Genomic DNA, 18,268 nt, shown 5'->3' with positions numbered 1-18,268 from the left:
CTCTTATAAATCAATTGTCTCCCCCCCTTGCGTATAACGGGCATGGGGCTTAAAATTAACTGTTGGCGGGTCTGCGTTTGCCCGAATGAAAAGGAGATAGATACCATGAATCAAAAAACAGCACTTCGTCCGATCACACCTGCATACGACCCTTGGGAAGCCTATCTCGATGTGCAGGATTACGGAGAAATGAAGCTGACAAATATTGAACTGACGACAACGACTTTATGTAACATGAGATGTGAGCACTGTGCGGTTGGCTATACCTTGCAGCCAAAGGACCCGCATGCACTGCCACTTGATTTGCTGCTTCGCCGTTTAGAGGAAGTTCCGCTTTTGCGCTCACTAAGTATTACAGGCGGAGAGCCAATGCTTTCTCTCAAGTCTGTGCGGGAATATGTCGTACCTATATTAAAGTATGCCCATGAACGCGGCGTCCGCACACAAATCAATTCAAACTTAACACTTGATTTGGCGCGTTATGAAGAGATTATTCCATACTTAGATGTTCTGCACATTTCACATAACTGGGGCACTGTCGAAGAGTTTGCAACGGTCGGCTTTGCGATGATGGATAGAAAACCAACCTTGCAGCAGCGCGAAAAATTATTTAACCGCATGATCGAAAATAGTCAGGCACTTGTGAAAGCGGGTGTCACAGTATCCGCTGAAACCATGCTCAATAAGCGCACGCTTCCTTACATTGAACACATCCATCGTCAAATCGTGGAGGAGATGAAATGTCAGCGTCACGAAGTTCACCCGATGTACCCAAGCGATTTCGCTAGTGCACTTGAGTCATTAACGCTTCCGCAAATGCGTGATGCGATTCATCAGCTGCTTGATATTCGTGATGAGAACACATGGATGCTGTTTGGCACCTTGCCATTTTATTCATGCAGCACAAATGAAGAAGACCATCGCCTCCTAAAGCGATTGCGCCTGGAGAAAAATATCACTGTACGAAATGATCCTGACGGCCGCTCAAGGTTGAATGTGAATATTTTTGATGGGAATATTATTGTGACAGACTTTGGCGATACGCCGCCGCTTGGAAATATTGAAACCGATACATTGCAATCTGCATATACACGCTGGATGGACACGAAATTAGCGAAAGAACTGAATTGTCATTGTCCAAGTGTGCAATGCCTTGGTCCGAATGTTCTTGTGAAAAACAGCTATTATCAAGATGTTGATTTTACTTCTCGTACAGCCAGGGGGTAACCGATAAATGGACGATACATTTCTGACAGTGGTCAAGAACAAATACATTGAAATTCTAATTGTTGGGCTTGTTCTTTGGTTTGCCGTCTTTATCATCAACAAAGCCCTTCAAATTTTCTTTAAACGAACGGAGTTTATTGAAGATAAGAAGAAGAAAACGATCGAGAGCTTGGTCAAATCTGTGACGAAGTACACAGCTTCGATTTGCTTTGTGTTCTATGTCATTTCTCTCTTCTTTCATGACTTTGGAAAAATTCTTGCTGGTGCTGGTGTTGCCGGAATCGTCATCGGTTTTGGCGCCCAGACACTGATTCGTGATATTTTAGCAGGCATCTTCCTGATCTATGAACGGCAGATTCATAAAGGTGACTACGTGACGGTGAATAATCTCTTTAATGGAACCATTGAAGAAATTGGTCTCCGTTCTCTGCAAATTAGAGAATGGAGCGGCAAGCTGTTAACCATTTCTAACGGAGACATCCGGCAAATTCAAAACTACAACATACATTACATGCGTATCACGGAGTCGGTGTTAATTAGTGCCAATCAGAACCCAGACATCGCCTTTCAAGCGCTTGAATCAGCTTGTGACCAGCTGAATCAAATGCATCATGATTTTCTCAAAAAAGATGAATTCCAAAACGCCATTGAACCCTTTCAGGTTCATGGAATTATGGGTCTCAATAAGCTTAATCGCGGGATAGAAATCACTGTGAAAGGGATGGTCGAAGATGAAAAATACTTCGAAGCCGCCCTCGCTGTACGTAAAGAAATCATCAAGCAGCTTCATAAGCACGATGTCAAATTGCTTGAAGAGCTCGTTTATCCTCAGCCTGCAAAATAACCTCATTCTTTGTGAGGTTATTTTTTGTCATTGTTTTTTGTTAACCAGTTAATTATAATGTTATTTAGTTAGTCAGTTAATAAAAAGAGAGGATGTTTATAGATGACAAAGGCAGAAGCGATTTTTTTCATCAAGCAAATGTATCAGGATGTATTAACTGAATTAGATGTACAAAAGGTGGAGACTTATTTTTCTCCTGACTATCAGCAAGTGACCGATGGAAAGGTTTCCACGCTTGATGAATTTAAAAAGCATCTATTCACATTAAAAGAAATGACAAAACAGCTCAAGATCCCCGCCTTTCATGATGTGTTATTTGATGAAGAGACGCAGCAAGGATGTTTTCGTTACACTGTACATGTCGAGCTGACCAGCGGAGATCGTGGTCTTATAGATGTAATGGCTTTATTTACTTTATTAGACGGCAGGATCATTCAATGTGACGAGCTGACTAGACCTCATGAGAAACATGAGACGCTTGAACAGCTTGGACACATCAGCTAAGGAATTTCTTCATTTCGGCCCTCTTGCTTCTATCCCCTTGACTGATTCATGTATAATAGAGGGCAGAATGATTTCATGCAGCATGGGGACCCTCATACTGTGTATTTACTAAGTGAAAGAGAGTGAATAAGATGGGTCGTAAGTGGAACAACATTAAAGAAAAGAAAGCATCAAAGGATGCCAATACAAGTCGTATTTACGCAAAATTCGGGCGTGAAATCTATGTGGCTGCCAAACAAGGTGAGCCAAACCCAGAATCAAACCAAGCACTTCGCTTTGTCCTAGAACGTGCAAAAACATATAGTGTCCCAAAACACATTGTGGACCGTGCGATTGAAAAAGCCAAAGGTGGTTCAGAAGAGAACTTCGATGAGCTGCGCTATGAAGGATTTGGTCCAAACGGATCGATGGTGATCGTCGATGCCCTCACCAATAACGTGAACCGTACAGCTTCGGATGTTCGTGCGGCTTTTGGAAAAAACGGCGGAAACATGGGCGTCAGTGGATCTGTTGCTTACATGTTTGACCAAACTGCGGTCATCGGTGTCGAAGGGAAAAGCGAAGAAGAAACGCTTGAGCTCTTAATGGAAGCAGACATTGATGTACGTGACATCATGGAAGAAGATCAAACGGTCATCGTCTACGCTGAGCCAGATCAATTCCATCACGTACAAGAAGCATTCAAACAAGCCGGTGTCGAAGAATTCACTGTCGCCGAAATCACGATGCTTCCACAAAACGAAGTGACATTAGATGATGAATCTAAAGCACAATTTGAGAAACTAATCGATGTATTAGAAGAGCTTGAAGACGTGCAGCAGGTTTATCATAATGTGGATTTAGGGGAATAAGGAAAAATAGAAGCCATTGTAGTCGCTCGATTGATTGAGCTTCTACAACGGCTTTTTTATTTTTTTAAAAGGTTTACTACCCACCTATAAAATAGTAACATATGAATAAATTGTTAAATAATACACATGTTCAAGGGGCTGAGTTTCATTTTTAAAACATGGTGGTTTTCGTATTACGGCTTTATGATCATACCTTTTGTTTCCCTATGCTTGATTTTCAACAACCTGACGACGTTTACTAAGGTCTTCTTATTTCTGTTCATTGGATGGTTATTCTATAACGCCTTTGACTTTTACATAAGTGAAATGAAAAAGAAAAAAGATAAAACCTATTAGCAAAAAACAGTCAACTCCTCTTATCAATAGAGGAGTTGACTGTTTTAATTCATCCCTTGAAACCCAAACGTCAGATGATCCTGAACAGGAATCCATGCGCCGATTCCTTGTGAGGTCACGTTTTTTACGACGAGTTTGCGTTTATTTCCTTTTAGCACAAGGTACACTTCTCCGTATGTGACCTTTCCTTTTTCGTTAATGGCTGGAGCATAGGCATGCAAGGATGCTGCTTTTTTCGGAGAAACATGGTATGACTGATCTCGTTTTGTTCCTGCGCCAATCACCGTGTCGAAGGCGAGCGGCAGCTTTGTTTTTTGGATGGCTTTTTGCATCATCAATGTTTTCACATCTTCTGGGTTTGGTACTTTTGCTGTGAGCCCTCCGCTTACTTTCACTTGCTGCTTTTGAACATATTTGCCAATGGCTGTTTTGTTTCCGCCTCTGTTATCAATGTGATTGGTGTTCACTTTTTTGTATTCCCAGTTGGCGACGGTTTCATTTGAATCGTAGCTCAGTGCCCATCTTCCGAGGAAAATGGTCGCACGATATCCAACAGCTAACGGCGTTCCTGAGATGCTGGATTCATTCAGCATTTTAATCAAATGGGTATTTTCAATCGGTACATTCGTTGTTTTAAATAATTCGGCCGTCAGCTCGCTCGGCTGAAGCAGCGGCTGATCTTGTGACGCGTTTGGATACGTATTTTCCTTTGAGATACTGGCGACAGACGATGGTACCTTAAACGGCTTAGCCGCCTCGGCTGGAAAGCTGTATAGAAAACTTAAGGATAAGAGAACAACAAACATGATGCGGGGCATCTTTTTCATATCATCACTCTTTCTCATTCATTTTTCCATAGTATTTTCCGCAAAGACGTCCCTTATCCACAAAAGATTATAAAAGGAAAAATCCAATCGCCATAATAAAATAGGCAGCGAGTAATGTGGCCCCTTCAAACCAGTTCGTATCACCATCATTTGATAGAATGACCGTCAGTAAGACAGCGGATGCCATTGCAATGAGTTCTGGTAAGGAAAAAATCAGCGGCATCTGCTTTTCGAAAAAAAGAGAGCTGATGACAAGGATAGGCGCCACCATCATGGCGACCTGAAGCGTTGAGCCGAAGGCAATTTCCACCGCCACATCCATTTTGTTTTTATACGCCATGATGATAGCAGAGGCGTGTTCCGCTGCATTGCCGACGATAGCGACAATAATGACCCCGATAAACAGCTCACTCCAGCCAAATTGTTCTCCCACTGTATCAAATGTATGGACGAGGCGCTCTGAAATGTACGCAACGGCCATCGTTGCAAGCAGCAAAATCAAAGTGGCAAACTTACCAGACCATTCAGGTATTTCTTCTTCCGTCTCCGCCTCTCCGTCCATGCTCTCCTGCTTGGCAACATAAACACCTCGGTGGCTGACCAGTTTGAAATAGAGTGCTGCAACATAAAGCAAAATCATCACAATGCTAATGCCAATGCTTAAAACAAATTGCTTCTCCTCAGCCATTTCCATCGAAAACACTTCTGGAATGACAAACGCCACAATGATGGCAAACATGAGCAAGCCAGAGTTGTGCCTTGCATCGTGGACATTGAACTCTTGGCGCTTATATTTTAATCCGCCAACGAAAAAAGACAGCCCTGCCACGAGCAGTAAATTCCCGATGACCGATCCAGTTAATGAAGCAAGTACAATGGCAGTCAGCCCTTGCTTTAAGGCAAAAAACGAAATGATTAACTCCACTGCATTTCCAAATGTAGCGTTTAATAGTCCACCGATTCTTGGCCCCGCAATGATGGCAAGACTTTCTGTGGCTCTTCCCATAAAACTAGCAAGACCAATAATGGCGATACAATAAACAGCGAACATGACAACCTGCGGGAAGTGAAAAAAACTGCCAATGACAGATAGTGGAACACCGATTGCGACAATCACAAGAAACAAACGATTCATACAGCCATTCTCCTTTACATATGTCTGACTGTTATTCTTTCGTGAGTGCCGGCATCGTATACATTTAGATTCGCTCGTGTGACATGGTGATGTCGATACTTCCTTTAACGGATTGCACCATGGAACAATGCTTCATCGCAAGCTTCATCACTTTTTCTATTTGTTCATCAGAGGTACTGATGCTTTCAAAGATCATATGTAAGTGGATGCGGGAGATTTTGTTTGCCGCTCCTTCTCTTGTCGTTTTAGGTGTGATGGTCAGCCCTTCATAGAATATTCGTTTTTTCCCGCATACATGAATAAGCATTTCTCCAAAACAACCTGCAATAGCTGAGGTGAACAATTGATATGGCCGGTATCCAGCTTCTTCTTTTCCTGAAATATACAGCTGTCCATCATCAGTATGTGCCACCCACCGATCATTTTCGTATGTCAGCTTCATTCCTTTTCCACCTTTCTATTGAAACCCCTATGGTTCCATTGTACGATGAAAGCATGAACTTGTAAGGAGCTTCTTATGCCGAGAATTCACTTTATGATTTTAATTTTACTTGTATCCGTATCTGGCTTTTCACAGGGAGCGTTACTTCCTGTTATATCCATTATTTTCGAACATGCGGGCACTTCCCCTACGTTAAACGGACTGCATGCCACTGGCTTATATCTCGGCGTGCTGCTTGCATCTCCTTTTATGGAAGCGCCGCTTCGCCGTTTTGGTTTTAAGCCGTTAATCGTCATTGGAGGCGCTGCTGTCTTTTTAAGCTTGTTCAGCTTTGTCTTTTTTGAATCTTATGTCGTCTGGTTCTTCCTGCGGCTCATGATTGGCATTGGTGACCATATGCTGCATTTCTCCACACAGACGTGGGTGACCTATGCTTCGTCATCTAGAAATCGCGGGCGGAATATTTCATTGTACGGGTTATCCTTTGGACTCGGTTTTGCCGCTGGGCCTTTTTTAACTCCACTGATTGAAATTAATCCATCATTGCCTTTTATCGTTTCTGGTGCCGTTAGTTTATGTATTTGGCTGCTTGTGTTTGTTTTAAAAAATACATATCCAGATACAGACGAAATGCAGACGTCAGAGCAAACAAACAGTTTGAAGCGCTTCAAAAAAGCCTTTCAATTTGGCTGGGTGGCCTTTATGATGCCTTTTTGCTACGGCTTTTTAGAAACGACGCTCAATAGTAACTTCCCTGTGTATGCACTAAGAAGCGGGGTGACAGTAGATGCTGTTGCATTTATTTTACCTGCTTTTGCCATTGGAAGCATTGTCTTTCAGCTTCCTCTCGGCATGCTCAGCGACCGGTTTGGCAGACGCCGAATCATTTTATGTGTCACACTCGCTGGATCCTTCTTTTTCCTTTTGGCAGGTATTTTCATTCAATCCGTTTTGGCTGTTGCGATTTGTTTCTTTATTGCCGGAATGGCTGTAGGCTCTACATTCTCACTTGGCATCAGTTATATGACCGACTTATTGCCAAAGCATCTGCTTCCTGCCGGTAATTTAATGTGCGGGATGGCGTTTAGTGCAGGCAGTATTCTTGGACCGGTTCTTGGAGGAATCTTTGTTCAAACGTTTGAGGGGATGAATTTACTTTACCTTGTCAGCATCGTGATTCTATTCGTGTTTTGCTGCGTTCGATTTGGGAGAACGACGGCAATGGTTGAAACTAATTAAAATGGAGGATCAATTTCTTGTTTACACTAGACATCACAAATGAATTGAAATTGGAGATTTTACAATTAGCTGATGCCGAACCATTATTTACTCTCATTCAAGAGAATAAGACTCACTTAGGAGAGTGGCTGCCTTGGGTTCATCACTGCAAGAGCATAGAAGATGTCAAAACATTTATTCAATCGACTCGCACCTCCTATGCCGAACAAAAAGGAATGGAAGCTGGCATCATGCTGAACGAGCAATTGATCGGTGTGTTCCGTCTGACGTTTCATAATAGAATAGGCAATATCGGTTATTGGATTGGTCAAGGTGCACAAGGTCAAGGTATCGTGACGAAAACAGTGAAATATATGACAGGAACATTTGCTCATAAAGTCGATGGATTTGAAATCTTTTGTCCTGTTGGTCATGTTCGAAGTGAACGTGTAGCGATTAAGGCTGGGTTCCAGCTCGATCCTCACTATCAGCCCAAACCTGATACAGATTTTGTCCTTAGGCGGTATATACGAATGTTGAATCAATAAAACCTCCCCTGCACCTGTGCAGAGGAGGTTGTTTTCATCTAATGATATCCATTTTGCCCGTTCGCACTGCCGCTTGTTTTGTGCTTTGGCTGATGGCCTTTGTTTTGTTTTGTGTTGCTTCCGCCTTTTTTCGATTGTTTGGACATATGTGATTCCCCCATCTTTCAAGATTGAACTCGTTCGTTCTTCTTTAGGATGCCCTGTTTTCTTTACAGCTTGTCTGGTACGATTTTACGCTTATGTAAAAGCGCATTGAGCTCGCCTCCGAGGATAATCATGATGCCGGTTAAATAAAACCAGATCATTAAAATAATGATCCCCCCAATGCTACCGTACATCGCACTGTAGTTGGCAAACTCGCCTACGTAAAATGAGAACAGCATGCTCACCAGAATCCAGCCGATAGACGCAAAAATGGCGCCTGGCAGAACAAATTTCAATTTCAGCCTGATGTTTGGGGCAAAATAATACAAGGATGTAAAAACAATCAGTAAAATCAACGGACTAATGATCCACCTCATGGCTGTCCACATGGTGAGGAAGGCATCTGACTGCCCAACTAATTTGGCAACAAATAAACCAAGCTCTTTGCCAAAGACAGGCAGCATCAAGGCGAAAATAATCGTAAGAACCATCGCAATGGTTAAGATGATTGATGTTAAACGTACGAGAATGAAGGAACGATTTTCCTCAACTTCGTAAGCGTGGTTAAACGCTCTGACGACCGCATTAATGCCGTTGGATGCAGACCAAAGGGCGGCAATAATCCCGAACGACAATAACCCGCCGTTACGGTTATTCAGCGTCTGTTCGGCAATGGATTCAATCATCGAAAGCGCTCCCTCTGGCGCATAACCAGAAATGACGCTCAGAACATCCTTTGACGTCAGCGGCAAATACCCAACCAGCGTCAGCACGAAGATGAGAAACGGAAATAATGAAAGTAAAAAGAAGTACGCAAGCTCAGCAGATTTAGCCGGTCCTTCATGCAGTAAAAAGCGTTCAATTAACGCTTTAACAAAACCCATACGCCTCATCTCCAATGATCAACCTTTCTGTTTCGTTCGAAAGTGATCCTTTGTTTCTTCAATAATCTCTAATACCTTTGGGGTTGTTTCCTTTAACTGATTCACCTGTTCATTTAAAAATGATAAATCATCTGAGACCGTTCGCATTAGCTGCTTCGTTTCTTCCATTTTTTCTTTCATGCAAGCAGACATCCTGCCCGGCTCCTGGCGGTACTCATCCAGCTTTTGCTGGCAGTCATTCCATTTGTCTTTTAGTGCAAGTCTTGTTGGCCGATGAAATAATGTCAGCAATACACCGCAGGCTGCTCCTATGACAGCTCCTTGAAGCACGATTTGATTTTTCTCTTCCATCTCATCTGATCTCCTTTCAGTTAAAGGTGTTTCTCTTTCTTTACATACGTCAAAAAACGGTCAATTCCTGTTTCAATTAAATCATGTACTTCCTCAAAGTTCCCTGTGTAATAAGGATCTGGCACATCATCTCGATCGTCGTCTTCAACAAAGTCAAGAAGACGGCCAATAAAGTGATGTTTCCCATAGCCGGCTATACTGCGGAGTGCCCCTGCATTTTCAGCATCCATCGCAATGATATAGTCGTATGTTGTGATATCCTCATCGATAATTTGTCTTGCGGTCATTCCTTCATAGCTGATTCCTTTTTCTTCAAGCAGCTTTCTTGTTCCTTCATGGGGCGGACTGCCTTGATGCCAGCCGCCAATGCCTGCTGAATCAATGACAAAGTGCTCGCTAAGGCCTTCATCTTCTACTCGTTTTCTAAACATGGCCTCTGCCATCGGTGACCTGCAAATATTACCAAGGCACACAAATAATACATGAATCATCCTTCATTCTCCTCCTATCTTTTCCCTAAGAGTCCCTTTCAAAAACCTTTCCCCTATCATATCAAGACCATTTTCTCTTGAAAACTTTGCAAGAAAAACTCTCATCGGCATTGACAAATTACACAAAAACAGGAGAAACTTTAGGAGAATTACACAAACAAAGGGGGATATTTGATGGGAATAATTGAGCAGTTTGTCACGACGATGAACAATTTTTTGTGGGGACCTCCCCTGTTGATTTTAATTGTTGGTACTGGAATATACCTCACCTTTCGCGTTCTCTTCATTCAAATTAGATTACTTCCTTATTCTTTAAAGCTCGCATTTTCGAAACAAGACAAAACATCAGAAGGGGATATCTCCCATTTCCAAGCATTAATGACGGCTCTGGCTGCAACTGTCGGCACAGGGAATATCGTAGGTGTTGCTTCGGCAGTTATAGCTGGTGGTCCTGGTGCTGTATTCTGGATGTGGTTTGCCGCATTTTTTGGGATGGCAACAAAATTTGCAGAAGCCGTTCTTGCTGTTAAATACAGGGTCAAAAACGAAAAAGGCGAAATGTCTGGCGGACCTATGTACTATTTAGAGCATGGCTTGAAGCAAAAATGGCTAGGGGTGCTATTTGCTATTTTTGGTGCCTGTGCTGCCTTTGGGATCGGGAACCTTGTGCAGTCTAATTCAATCTCAGGGGTAATGAATTCTACCTTTCAAATTCCAACATGGGTGACAGGTATCATTATTACTGCCTTTACGGCACTTGTCATTTTAGGCGGAATTAAAAGCATTGGCCGTGTAACCTCTATTTTTGTACCAGTCATGGCTTTATTTTACGTCATTTGTGGATTAATCATTCTTATTATGAATGCTGATCTTGTCCCAGGCGCAGTTGGGCTCATTTTATCTGATGCCTTTACTGGTCAAGCCGTTGCAGGAGGTGCGATTGGAACTGTCATTCGCTGGGGTGTGGCACGTGGAGTATTTTCAAATGAAGCTGGTCTTGGCTCCGCACCGATCGCAGCTGCTGCTGCCAAAACGGATATGCCTGCCCGTCAGGCTCTCGTGTCTATGACACAAGTATTTATTGATACAATCATTGTTTGTTCCATTACTGGCATTACCATTGTGATGGCAGATATGTATTTAACAGAAAAAAGTGATGCACTGACCTCTTTATCCTTTGCCCATTTCCTTGGACCAATTGGCTCAACTATCGTAGCAATCGGGTTACTTTTGTTTGCTTATTCAACGATCATTGGCTGGTCGTATTATGGAGAGAAATGCTTTACATATTTGGCGAAAGATTCGTACGTCATGTATTATCGCATCGTGTTTGTCATTGCTGTCTTCTTCGGAGCCGTGTTTAAGAATGACTTCGTATGGGGTTTTGCAGATATGCTAAATGGGCTTATGGCCATTCCAAACTTAATTGGGCTCATCGGTTTATCAGGGGTTGTGGTATTTGAATCAAAACGAATCATTGATAAGATCAAGGAAGAGAAAAAGGAGAAAAACACCTCCTTGTTGTCTTAATAGCCCTTTTATTCTTTTGCATTTCTGTTAAAATAGACATATTATTCAACACACATGCAGGAAAGGACGTGCCGCCCTTGTCAGAGCAAAAAGCGGCTGAAGTCAATCAGCTGATTGAAGACATTTCGCAAAAGCTAAATATGCTGAACATTGGAGTCATCAAAGCCGAGGACTTCAGTCCAGACAAGTACGAAGATATTGAATTTCTTCACCAAATGGTGATGAAAAAATCTTCATTCAGCCCAAGTGAAATGCAAGCCATCGCAAGCGAGCTGAAAAGCTTACGAAAATAATTGTGCAAAGGGAACTGCCCTGTGGTCTTCGTGCAGTTTTTCTTGATCAACACGCAGAAAATCCAGCACTTTATGAAGTGCTGGATTTTTTATGCTGTAACAACTGCTGTTTATTTCGCAAGCAGTTTTAATGATTCACGGTTAAATGCTGGAATGTCGTCTGGTGTACGGCTTGTCACAAGCTGATCCTGACAAACGACAACTTCTTCGTCTTTAAATTTAGCGCCTGCGTTTTCCATATCGACTTGAATGGATGTATAGCCAGTTGCGCCTCTTCCTTCCAGCGTCTTCGCTGTAATAAGCAATTGCGGCCCGTGGCAGATCGCAAACACAGGTTTTTTCTCGTCCATAAATGCTTTAGTGATTTGGACGTAACGCTCATCTGCACGCAGAATGTCTGGTGAGAAACCGCCAGGAATGAGAAGTGCATCGAAGTCTTCTGGCTTCACGTTATCAATGGACGCATCCACTCTCACTTCAGCCTCTCCTTGCTTCCCTTTGACTGTTTTTCCTTTTTCGTTTTCAATCACTGTGATGTCATGGCCTGCGTCTTTAAAAGCTTTTGCAGGCTCGGTGAATTCAACATCCTCAAAGTAATCTGTTAATACAACTGCAATTTTCTTACCCATGTAGAAACCCTCCTGCTTGATTATCGTTTACACTACACACTATACCCGGGCATGGTGAAATCAAACATCCTATCCCTATCAGAAAACCCCTTATGACAAAAATAAGCATTTGGACTCATTCTCTTTCCCTTAACAAGGTAATTCGTATGATTTATGTTATCTTTACAATAATCTGCAAAAAATAACTACAAAAGTTAACGAAACATTTCTACAATAGGTATTGTGGTCAAAAAAATTAGAAAGGCGGAGATCAGGTGAAGAAGCATACGCATAGGTCTAAACGAAAAAAAAACCTGTCTATTCTGCTCACTTCCATTATGATGATTAGTCTCATTCTCCCAGTAGTACCTACTCATGCAGAAATAGAAAGCGGCAATGCCGTGAAGATCAGCATCTTAGCCACAACCGATGTTCATGCGAACATGATGAATTACGATTACTACAGCGACAAAGAAACAAATGAATTCGGTTTGGCGAGAACAGCCGAACTGATTGAAAAACACCGTTCACAACATCCTAATACACTCCTTGTTGATAACGGAGACCTGATTCAAGGAACCCCTCTTGGAGAATACGTTTACAAAAATGAAAAAGACAGCATCATCAATCAAACAAAGGTTCATCCCATTATTCATACACTCAACAAACTAAAATACGATGCAGGAACACTTGGCAATCATGAATTTAACTACGGATTATCCTTCCTTGACGGTACCATTGCGGGCGCCAACTTCCCGATTGTCAATGCGAACGTCAAAAAGTTAAATGGAGAACATCGCTTTACTCCTTATGTGATCCAAGATAAAACCTTTCAAGATGCAAACGGAGTATCACAAAAAGTGAAAGTCGGTTACATAGGATTCGTCCCACCACAAATTATGACGTGGGATAAGAAGCATTTAGATGGACAAGTTCAAGTGCAGGATATCGTCGAATCTGCCAATGAAACCATTCCTGAAATGAAGGCGAAAGGCGCAGATGTCATCGTCGCTCTTGCCCATACAGGAATTGAAAAAACCGCTTCGCCTAAAGGGTCAGAAAATATGATCTTTGACCTTGCCACTAAAACGAAGGGTATCGATGCGATTGTGTCTGGTCATCAGCACGGCACATTCCCAAGCTCTGAATATAGCGGCGTAGACAAATTCGATGTCTCAAAAGGAACCATCAACGGCATTCCAGTCGTCATGTCAAAAAACTGGGGAAGCTACCTCGGAGTTATTGATTTGACACTAGAGCCTGACGGCAGCAGCTGGAAGGTCACAGACGGAACAGGAAAAATTGAAGCTGTTGCTGGGGTGTCATCTCAAAACAGTACAGTGAAAGATGCCATTCAAACGACACATCAAAACACACTTGATTATGTCAGAAAACCTGTTGGTAAAACAGAAGCAGACATTAATAGCTTTTTTGCTCAAGTGGTGGATGACCCGTCTATTCAAATTGTGACAGATGCACAAAAATGGTATGCACAAGAAAAAATGAAGGACACGGCGTATAAAAATTTACCGATTTTATCTGCGGGTGCGCCATTTAAGGCCGGCGGCCGAAATGGCGTAAATTATTATACAAATATCGCAAAAGGAGATTTAGCGATTAAGAATATCGGCGATCTCTACCTTTACGATAACACCGTACAGATTGTGAAACTCAAAGGCAGTGAAGTGAAAGACTGGTTAGAGATGTCTGCTGGGCAATTTAACCAAATCAATCCAAACGATTCAAAAGAACAGCCTATTTTAAACGAAGAATACCGCTCATATAACTTTGATGTGATCGATGGTGTGACGTACCAAGTCGATGTGTCTCAGCCTGCTAAATATAGCACAACAGGCACACTAGTAAATGCCAATGCGCACCGTATCAAAAATCTGTCTTACAATGGAAAGCCTGTCTCTGACAATCAAGAATTTTTAGTCGTAACGAACAACTACCGTGCTTCGGGCGGTGGAAGCTTCCCGCACCTCACGCAAGATAAAGTCGTGCTTGCCTCAGCGGATGAGAACCGTCAAGTGCTGATGGATTATATTATCGAGCAAAAAAACATTAACCCAACTGCGGATCAAAACTGGTCCATTGCACCGGTCAAAGGCGCTACTTTAACGTTTGAGTCTTCTCTTCTGGCAAAGCCTTTTGCAGAGAAATCAAACAGCGTAGACTTTGTCCGCAACGCAAGCACAGATGGCCTTGGCGTATACAAGCTAGCCTTCAAAGAGGACGGCACAACAGAACCGCCTGCCTCAGACAACTGGAATTTAACGGTGATGCATACGAACGATACACATGCACACCTAGACGATGCTGCAAGACGTGCGACAAAGATCAAAGAAGTTCGTGCTCAAAGTGAGAACAATATTTTATTAGACGCTGGTGATGTGTTCTCTGGTGACCTATACTTCACAAAATGGCAAGGACTTGCCGATCTGAAGCTGATGAACTTGATGAAATACGATGCCATGACGTTTGGGAATCATGAATTTGACAAAGGCCCAACTGTCCTTCGTCAATTCCTGACAGGAGATGCATCAGACGTAGATGCTAACAACCGTCATCAATTTGAAAAGCCTCACTTCCCAATTGTGTCATCAAACGTTGATGTTTCTAAGGAAAAACAGTTAAGAGACCTAGTGAAAAAACCAGCCATGTTTAAAGCTGGTGAGAAAAAAGAAGCCGGGATTTACCCGTACATCCTGCTTGATGTAAACGGCGAAAAGGTGGCTGTATTTGGCTTAACCACTGAAGACACGGCCATTACATCCAGCAGTGGTCCAAACATTCAATTTAAAGATGCATACAAGAAAGCAAAAGAAACCGTCAACACCATTCAAACAGAAGAAAAAATCAATAAAATCATTGCTTTAACACACCTCGGCTATAACCGTGATCTTGAGCTTGCTCAAAAAATAGACGGCATTGATTTAATCATTGGCGGTCACACACACACCCTTGTTGAAAAATTAAAGGTCGTCAATAAAAAAGAACCTACGATCGTCGCTCAAGTGAAAGACTACGGACAATTTTTAGGGAAAGTAGACATGGCCTTTGACAAAAAAGGAGTTGTACAGCCAAAAGAATCTTCTTTTGACCTGATCCCCATCGATGACTCTGTCAAAGAAGATGCGGATGCAAAAGCGATCCTTGATCAATACAAGGCAGATATTCAAGATATAAAAACGGAAAAAGTCGGGACGACCGATGTCCTTTTAGACGGGCAGCGTGAGCACGTTCGTGCAAAGGAAACGAATCTTGGAAACTTTATTGCTGACGGCATGCTTCAGAAAGCGCAAGAATCTGCCGGTGCTGACCTTGCACTCACAAACGGCGGCGGGATTCGAGGAAGCATCGAAAAAGGTGATATCACATTAGGTGATATTTTAACGGTGATGCCTTTCGGAAACACACTTTATGTCGCAGATTTAAAAGGCAGTCAAATTAAAAAAGCGCTCGAACAAGGACTGTCAGGCATCGAGGAAGGCGGAGGCGCATTCCCTCATGTAGCTGGCATTGAATATACGTTTACACTGAGTAAACCAGCTGGCAGCAGATTGATTGATGTGAAACTGAAAGATCAAAAAGGTCAACTGACGGACCTTAATGATGAGAAAACATACCGCGTAGCCACAAATGCATTTGTCGGTACAGGCGGCGACGGCTACAGTGTCTTTACAGAAGCTTCTCACGGCGAAGATTTAGGCTATGTTGACTATGAAATCTTCAAAGAGCAAATTGAAAAGGCAGACGGTCAAATTTCTCCTGTCATCGATCATCGAGTGAAAGAAGTGTTCCTTCCTCGCATGACAGGAAAAGGTGCTTATGACATTCAAGATAATGAGAAATTCCAAACGTATGTGCAGCATACAAACAAAGCATTGCTCTATCTAGACAAAGCAACCGAAGCGAAAAACGTTCAATTGTCCCTTTCAAAAGCGCAAGTAGCCGAGCTGAAGAAAAGAGAGCAAGATCCAAACGTCACCATCTATCATGACAAAGTCGGACTAAAATTACCGCTTTCCAATTTGTCAGATAAAAGTGCAGATATACGAATGGCGAAAACAGATAAGGTGAAAAACGCATTAACCGAATCGTATGATTTCCAAATCAAACAAGATCAGAAAAAAGTTTCTACCTTTAAAGATCCTGTCACACTTTCCTTTACATTAGACGAGCCTCAAAAGGCGGAGAAACCTGGTGTTTATTATGTGGATCGTGAGAAAAATCGTTACACTAAAACAAATAACGGTTCGTTCGAAAACGGGATCGTAACAGGTGAAACAAAACACTTTAGTGAATACACAGTGCTCAATCAAAGTGAAGCAGCTGGAACTGCCCCAGATCAAACCGGTGAAGACGGCGGAACATCGGCACCAGGCGGAACGGATCCAAGCCAAGATGGAACCGGGCTACCAGGCGGCACTTTGCCGAATACGGCAACGATGATGTATACGGCTGTATTGATTGGCTTGCTCATGCTCGCCTCAGGCGGTATCCTTTATTACTACCAGCGCAAGCGAACAAGAAAAAATATATCATCCTAAAAGAAATGGACAGAGCCTATGCTCTGTCCTCATATTATTGACAAAGGGCTAAAATGATTTTAGCCCTTTGTCTTCTTTTCAGCTTGTTTTGAAAACCCTTGAAGTCTAGGAAGGACGAGTACCGGAGCGAATTTGACATTCGTGAGCACCGGAACGCAGGGCTGACACAGAATGCGAGGGGTTGTCTACACGCTGAAATAGAGCATAGGCTTTGTCCTTTTTTCATTTCCACATCAATCTTGAGATAAATAAATCCAATTTCTATCGTCAAATTCTTTCACATCATCTGATCCTATATGACGTAACATTCTATTAAAGAAAGTGACGTCATCTTCATCATCGACATCATATAAATCCTTTAGAACATATTCTCTCGTAATAAAATTCGTTAAGTTCGTATTATTCACAAAATAAGCAAAGTACGATTGGACAAGAGTTAAATCCTCTTCATTCAATGTTTCATCACTAATAATTGAAATATGAAACACATTTAAAATCGCTTGAATATCTTCTTCATCCATATAACATAATGGATCTAGTTTTCTGTCTTCTTCCGTAAATGGTTTTCTCGTATCTTCAATGATGACGTAACATAAAATCATGTGATCTTTCATCACGCTAAAAATTTCTAAATCCCGTAATTTTAGTGGTCTATTCAGTCTAATCATTTTTCCTCCTGAGATATTGCTCTTGTCGTTTTTTATCCCCTTGCTCCCCCAAAACCTGAAATAGACAGAGCTTATGCTCTGTCCATTTTTTCTCTTCTTGCAAAATCGACGAATCTGAAGCGGTCTAATCGGTGACGGCTTTCTGTGTATTGAAATAGACTTGTATCCTCTAAGAACACGTAATTCTTCACCACTACTACATGGTCAAACCCATTCAAATCAAGATACTTGGCATCCTCTTCTGTACATGGCTCCACCACAAATTCCTTCTGAGCATAGCTAATCGATACACCGAGTTCTCCTTCAATATACTCGTAGATCGATCCGTTGCATATGTCCTTAGACAGTGTCTGCACATGCCTTTGCAAAAAGTAATCCTTGTCTAAAATGACTTCTTCCCCGCTAATATTGCGAGAACGAATAACTTCCCAGACGTCTTCCTGCCCATTTATTTTCAGCTGAGACTGAATATACTGATCCGGTTTGATTAAACCAAATTCATGAACAGTTGTGACCGTCTTCCGGCCAAGCGTTTGGGAAAGCTCTTTAAAGCTGACGAGACCTGAAACAGGGAACTGCATTTTCTCCCGATTCAGCAATACAGAGCCTTTCCCGCGGATTTTTTGGATATAGCCATTTTGCACAAGGATGTTTAATGCCTTTCTCACCGTCTCCCGGGACGTGTCGTACATTAAGGAAAGCTCATGCTCTGATGGAAGGATGCCTTTATCCTGCCATTCACCTTGTTCAATTCGTCGCGCGAGCTGATCATAAATCACTCGAAATTTATTCTCTTTCATTTTCCTTCCGC

General features: G+C 42.3%; 18 protein-coding genes. 9 read left to right on the top strand and 9 right to left on the bottom strand.

Annotated elements, in window-relative coordinates; genetic code table 11:
* Window positions 1-105 precede the first annotated feature (105 nt).
* The 4 genes from yfkAB (at window position 106) to ACYH0L_RS03875 (ending at window position 3,426) form a co-directional block, all read left to right on the top strand.
* Window positions 106-1,227 carry a radical SAM/CxCxxxxC motif protein YfkAB gene (yfkAB, locus tag ACYH0L_RS03890; RefSeq protein WP_230031558.1) on the top strand — a complete coding sequence of 374 codons (1,122 nt, stop codon included), beginning with the start codon at window positions 106-108 and terminating at the stop codon, window positions 1,225-1,227.
* 7 nt (window positions 1,228-1,234) lie between these two features.
* The gene (locus ACYH0L_RS03885) at window positions 1,235-2,071 is read left to right on the top strand and encodes a mechanosensitive ion channel family protein (RefSeq protein ID WP_099727654.1); all 837 of its coding nucleotides are present in this window, start codon (window positions 1,235-1,237) and stop codon (window positions 2,069-2,071) included.
* A gap of 102 nt (window positions 2,072-2,173) precedes the next feature.
* Complete coding sequence (locus ACYH0L_RS03880; RefSeq protein ID WP_099727655.1) at window positions 2,174-2,575, top strand: nuclear transport factor 2 family protein; 402 nt, start codon at window positions 2,174-2,176, stop codon at window positions 2,573-2,575.
* A gap of 131 nt (window positions 2,576-2,706) precedes the next feature.
* Window positions 2,707-3,426 (top strand): YebC/PmpR family DNA-binding transcriptional regulator, encoded by a 720-nt coding sequence (locus ACYH0L_RS03875; RefSeq protein ID WP_099727656.1) that lies wholly within the window; start codon window positions 2,707-2,709, stop codon window positions 3,424-3,426.
* 380 nt (window positions 3,427-3,806) lie between these two features.
* On the opposite strand, the gene ACYH0L_RS03870 is transcribed toward ACYH0L_RS03875, so the two are convergent.
* The 3 genes from ACYH0L_RS03870 to ACYH0L_RS03860 form a co-directional block, all read right to left on the bottom strand.
* Complete coding sequence (locus tag ACYH0L_RS03870) at window positions 3,807-4,589, bottom strand: YfkD famly protein (RefSeq protein ID WP_050944786.1); 783 nt, start codon at window positions 4,587-4,589, stop codon at window positions 3,807-3,809.
* A gap of 67 nt (window positions 4,590-4,656) precedes the next feature.
* Window positions 4,657-5,724, bottom strand: a complete 1,068-nt coding sequence (gene cax, locus ACYH0L_RS03865; protein ID WP_482354377.1) for a calcium/proton exchanger — start codon at window positions 5,722-5,724, stop codon at window positions 4,657-4,659.
* 64 nt (window positions 5,725-5,788) lie between these two features.
* Entirely contained in the window at window positions 5,789-6,166 is a 378-nt protein-coding gene (locus ACYH0L_RS03860; RefSeq protein ID WP_482354376.1) for an OsmC family protein, read from the bottom strand.
* Window positions 6,167-6,241: 75 nt separating this feature from the next.
* Here ACYH0L_RS03860 and ACYH0L_RS03855 point away from each other — a divergent pair, with 75 nt between their 5' ends.
* Both ACYH0L_RS03855 and ACYH0L_RS03850 read left to right on the top strand, forming a co-directional pair.
* A complete protein-coding gene (locus ACYH0L_RS03855; RefSeq protein ID WP_230031557.1) occupies window positions 6,242-7,405 on the top strand; it encodes an MFS transporter in 1,164 nt (387 codons plus the stop codon).
* Window positions 7,406-7,422: 17 nt separating this feature from the next.
* Window positions 7,423-7,932, top strand: a complete 510-nt coding sequence (locus tag ACYH0L_RS03850; RefSeq protein WP_249705290.1) for a GNAT family N-acetyltransferase — start codon at window positions 7,423-7,425, stop codon at window positions 7,930-7,932.
* Window positions 7,933-8,141: 209 nt separating this feature from the next.
* Here the strand turns inward: ACYH0L_RS03850 and ACYH0L_RS03845 are convergent, their stop codons facing one another.
* The 3 genes from ACYH0L_RS03845 to ACYH0L_RS03835 are packed head-to-tail and all read right to left on the bottom strand — an operon-like array spanning window position 8,142 to window position 9,802.
* A complete protein-coding gene (locus ACYH0L_RS03845; RefSeq protein WP_482354375.1) occupies window positions 8,142-8,960 on the bottom strand; it encodes a YihY/virulence factor BrkB family protein in 819 nt (272 codons plus the stop codon).
* An 18-nt stretch (window positions 8,961-8,978) separates the two neighbouring features.
* Window positions 8,979-9,311 (bottom strand): hypothetical protein, encoded by a 333-nt coding sequence (locus ACYH0L_RS03840; RefSeq protein ID WP_230031555.1) that lies wholly within the window; start codon window positions 9,309-9,311, stop codon window positions 8,979-8,981.
* A 20-nt stretch (window positions 9,312-9,331) separates the two neighbouring features.
* The gene (locus ACYH0L_RS03835) at window positions 9,332-9,802 is read right to left on the bottom strand and encodes a low molecular weight protein-tyrosine-phosphatase (protein WP_230031554.1); all 471 of its coding nucleotides are present in this window, start codon (window positions 9,800-9,802) and stop codon (window positions 9,332-9,334) included.
* Window positions 9,803-9,976: 174 nt separating this feature from the next.
* Here ACYH0L_RS03835 and ACYH0L_RS03830 point away from each other — a divergent pair, with 174 nt between their 5' ends.
* Both ACYH0L_RS03830 and ACYH0L_RS03825 read left to right on the top strand, forming a co-directional pair.
* Window positions 9,977-11,332, top strand: a complete 1,356-nt coding sequence (locus ACYH0L_RS03830; protein WP_099727664.1) for an alanine/glycine:cation symporter family protein — start codon at window positions 9,977-9,979, stop codon at window positions 11,330-11,332.
* A gap of 77 nt (window positions 11,333-11,409) precedes the next feature.
* Window positions 11,410-11,625 (top strand): DUF1128 domain-containing protein, encoded by a 216-nt coding sequence (locus ACYH0L_RS03825; RefSeq protein WP_034323493.1) that lies wholly within the window; start codon window positions 11,410-11,412, stop codon window positions 11,623-11,625.
* A gap of 110 nt (window positions 11,626-11,735) precedes the next feature.
* On the opposite strand, the gene ACYH0L_RS03820 is transcribed toward ACYH0L_RS03825, so the two are convergent.
* Entirely contained in the window at window positions 11,736-12,254 is a 519-nt protein-coding gene (locus ACYH0L_RS03820) for a type 1 glutamine amidotransferase domain-containing protein (protein ID WP_099727665.1), read from the bottom strand.
* A gap of 254 nt (window positions 12,255-12,508) precedes the next feature.
* Between ACYH0L_RS03820 and ACYH0L_RS03815 the strand changes: the two genes are divergently transcribed.
* Window positions 12,509-16,789: a multifunctional 2',3'-cyclic-nucleotide 2'-phosphodiesterase/3'-nucleotidase/5'-nucleotidase gene (locus ACYH0L_RS03815; RefSeq protein ID WP_482354374.1), complete on the top strand. Its 4,281-nt coding sequence runs from the start codon at window positions 12,509-12,511 to the stop codon at window positions 16,787-16,789.
* 233 nt (window positions 16,790-17,022) lie between these two features.
* Here ACYH0L_RS03815 and ACYH0L_RS03810 read toward each other — a convergent pair whose 3' ends face one another.
* Together ACYH0L_RS03810 and treR are read right to left on the bottom strand one after the other, a co-directional pair.
* A complete protein-coding gene (locus ACYH0L_RS03810; protein ID WP_482354373.1) occupies window positions 17,023-17,457 on the bottom strand; it encodes a terpene synthase in 435 nt (144 codons plus the stop codon).
* A gap of 71 nt (window positions 17,458-17,528) precedes the next feature.
* Window positions 17,529-18,257 carry a trehalose operon repressor gene (gene treR / locus ACYH0L_RS03805; RefSeq protein ID WP_099727668.1) on the bottom strand — a complete coding sequence of 243 codons (729 nt, stop codon included), beginning with the start codon at window positions 18,255-18,257 and terminating at the stop codon, window positions 17,529-17,531.
* Window positions 18,258-18,268: the final 11 nt, after the last annotated feature.

The sequence above is a fragment of the Bacillus sp. MC1252 genome (assembly GCF_056838025.1).
The sequence above is the reverse complement of the archived record's forward strand: the minus strand, read 5'-3'. Positions and strand labels throughout refer to the sequence as shown.